General features: G+C 35.7%; 3 protein-coding genes. All 3 read left to right on the top strand.

Features of this window, described 5'->3' with window-relative positions; genetic code table 11:
• The first annotated feature begins 395 nt into the window (after positions 1-395).
• The 3 genes from thrC to F6K22_RS37705 all read left to right on the top strand — a co-directional run bounded on the left by thrC (position 396) and on the right by F6K22_RS37705 (position 2,574).
• Positions 396-1,709, top strand: coding sequence for a threonine synthase (thrC, locus tag F6K22_RS37715; protein WP_293109933.1), 1,314 nt, complete (start codon positions 396-398; stop codon positions 1,707-1,709).
• A 397-nt stretch (positions 1,710-2,106) separates the two neighbouring features.
• A complete protein-coding gene (locus F6K22_RS37710; protein ID WP_293109931.1) occupies positions 2,107-2,295 on the top strand; it encodes a hypothetical protein in 189 nt (62 codons plus the stop codon).
• A gap of 3 nt (positions 2,296-2,298) precedes the next feature.
• The gene (locus tag F6K22_RS37705) at positions 2,299-2,574 is read left to right on the top strand and encodes a MoaD/ThiS family protein (protein WP_293109930.1); all 276 of its coding nucleotides are present in this window, start codon (positions 2,299-2,301) and stop codon (positions 2,572-2,574) included.
• Positions 2,575-2,841 lie beyond the last annotated feature (267 nt).

The raw sequence follows: 2,841 nt of genomic DNA, 5'->3' as shown, positions 1-2,841 counted from the left end.
ATTATACAGCCAGCCCCAAATCACTAAAAACTAGGTAATATAATACTTTTAGCTAAGTTTACAAATCAGCTATAAAATTAACTCCAAAACTATTAATCAAAATAGAGCTAAAAACGATAAAAAATAGTTATAAAAACTACTTTAATTTCAAAAAACAGCTTCAAAAAAATATTTTATATACTATAAAAATTGCCATATAAACAACAGAACTAACTCATAGATTAGTAGAATAAACCACCAAAGAAGAAAATTTATATGTAGCATTTAATATAGAAAATTTTCCCTTTTAATCAATCCCGACTATTTTTATCGGGTATAGTTGACGGTGATTTTTACCCATGCTACTATCCAAAAAATGCTGAACAGTTCTGAGAAAAGAAGTAGGGAGAAAGACCATGACCCAGGCCATAACAACTCACAATCAAATCCACAGCACAAATACAGCCATAGAAAATCTCAAATGCAAAGAATGTGGAGAAGAATACGCTTTAGAAGCCAAACATATATGTGAAGATGTATGCTTCGGTCCTTTAGAAGTAAAATATGACTATGAAAAACTCAGTCAAACAGTAAGTCGGGCAACAATCGAAGCAGGTCCTAACTCTATCTGGCGTTATCGTCACTTCCTACCAGTAACAACAGACAACGTTATAGATGTAGGAACAGGGATGACCCCCCTAGTAAAATCAGAACGTTTAGCCCGTCGCCTAGGTCTGAAAAATCTCTACATTAAAAATGATGCGGTAAATATGCCTACCCTTAGTTTCAAAGATAGGGTAGTATCAGTTGCTCTGAGTCGTGCTAGAGAATTAGGTTTCTCCACAGTATCCTGTGCAAGTACAGGCAACCTAGCTAACTCCACCGCAGCGATCGCCGCTAAAGCAGGTTTAGAATGTTGTGTATTTATTCCTGCTGACTTAGAAGCAGGTAAAGTTCTCGGTACTCTTATTTACAACCCAACAGTTATGGCAGTTAAAGGGAACTACGACCAAGTAAACCGCCTCTGTTGTGAAGTAGCAAATACTTACGGTTGGGGTTTTGTCAATATTAATCTCCGCCCTTACTATTCTGAAGGTTCAAAAACTCTCGGTTTTGAAGTTGCCGAACAACTAGGATGGAAACTTCCAGACCATGTAGTTGCTCCTATTGCCTCCGGTTCCCTCTACACCAAAATTTATAAAGGGTTCCAAGAATTTGTCAAAGTAGGTTTAGTAGAAGATAAAGCAGTTCGTTTTAGTGGAGCGCAAGCTGAAGGTTGTTCTCCAGTAGCTCAAGCATTTAAAGAAGGTCGTGATTTTATTAATCCAGTTAAACCTAATACTATTGCCAAGTCAATTGCTATTGGTAACCCCGCGGATGGTATTTACGCATTAGAAGTAGCTCGCAAAACAAACGGCAATATTGAATCTGTGAATGATGCTGAAATTATTGAAGGTATCAAGTTATTGGCAGAAACAGAAGGTATCTTTACCGAAACAGCAGGTGGTACAACTATTGCGGTATTGAAAAAATTAGTAGAAGCAGGTAAGATTGACCCTGAAGAAACTACCGTTGCTTATATTACAGGTAATGGCTTGAAGACCCAAGAAGCAGTACAGGGTGAAATTGGCGAACCTCTAACAATAGATGCAAAGTTAGAAAGTTTTGAGAGAGCTTGGGAACGCGCTCAAACATTAGACCGTCTTGACTGGCAACAAGTTTTGGTTTAATTTTTCTAGTTGGGGTTTGGTCTGCAAACCCCTAGAAAATCTTCAAACTATCTATACAATGTAGGAGATGAAAATTTCAAATATTGTATTAGTATCCAAACTCCCACAAAAAATTCAAACAGTAGATTAGTATAGCCTCTAAGCTAAAATTGTTGGTCAAAAAGACTATCCGACAGCACTTACTTCGTTAGCTTTTTCCCAGTGACCTTACCCACATAATAAAATAAATCTAAACACGCTAGTAGGTTAGTAAACATAATTTTTTCCTGAAAAAGTGGCAGTTATTATTAAGTTCACGTCATAATTAAGTATTTGCAGATAAGTATTAGCTAGAGGAACAAATTACTAAGTTATACAATTAAAATTTTATTCCTAAATCCTCGGGAAAAATTCTTAGTTGAATTTTCTTAGCCTCAAAGGTTTAGGGGTTTGGAGACCAAACCTCCCAGAAAAGTTTCAAACCTTATGGTGGGCGTGGAAACATAATTTTTTCCTTAAAAATTGGCAGTTATTTCCGAAGCCACCCCTAGAATTAATATTTACAAATAAGTATCGTCAACTATTAGCTACACAAATAAATTACTAAGTTATGGCAGTTACAGTTTTAATTCCTACCCCACTACAAAAATTCACTAAAGAGCAAGCAAAAATTGAATGTGGCGGTGGTAATATCTCAGAATTAATAGAATCTCTAGAAACAAATTTTCCAGGGATTAAAAAAAGTCTCTGTGATGACCAAGGGGAACCCAGGAGATTTTTAAACTTCTACGTCAACAGTGAAGATATTCGATTTTTAGAAGGAACAAAGACATCTTTGAAAGATGGAGATGAAGTTAGTATTGTTCCTGCTGTTGCTGGTGGTTAGATAGGTTTGGAGAAAGAGGAATTTGACAACCTCGGTTTTTTAAAATTTCCCAGCAGTTTCTAAAAATCGCCTTAATTAAAATTTTGATGATTGAGGATGTGTTAATTAACTTTAGCACATCCTTAAATTTTTCAATTTCAGCAAATCATTTTTCAGAAAAGTTATACCAATTCTCATTTGCTTAAATAAAATAAAGATCGCTCTTGATAAGTAAGAGAGCGATCGCCTCAACCTTGTAGTATTTTTGCTTGCTTATTAGCTATTGGA

The sequence above is a fragment of the Okeania sp. SIO2F4 genome (assembly GCF_010672385.1).
Lineage (GTDB): Bacteria > Cyanobacteriota > Cyanobacteriia > Cyanobacteriales > Microcoleaceae > Trichodesmium.
The sequence above is the reverse complement of the archived record's forward strand: the minus strand, read 5'-3'. Positions and strand labels throughout refer to the sequence as shown.

Coding starts and splice junctions, on each gene's coding strand:
- thrC (WP_293109933.1), top strand. CDS start 396: ATGACCCAGGCCATAACAACTCACAATCAAATCCACAGCACAAATACA.
- F6K22_RS37705 (WP_293109930.1), top strand. CDS start 2,299: ATGGCAGTTACAGTTTTAATTCCTACCCCACTACAAAAATTCACTAAA.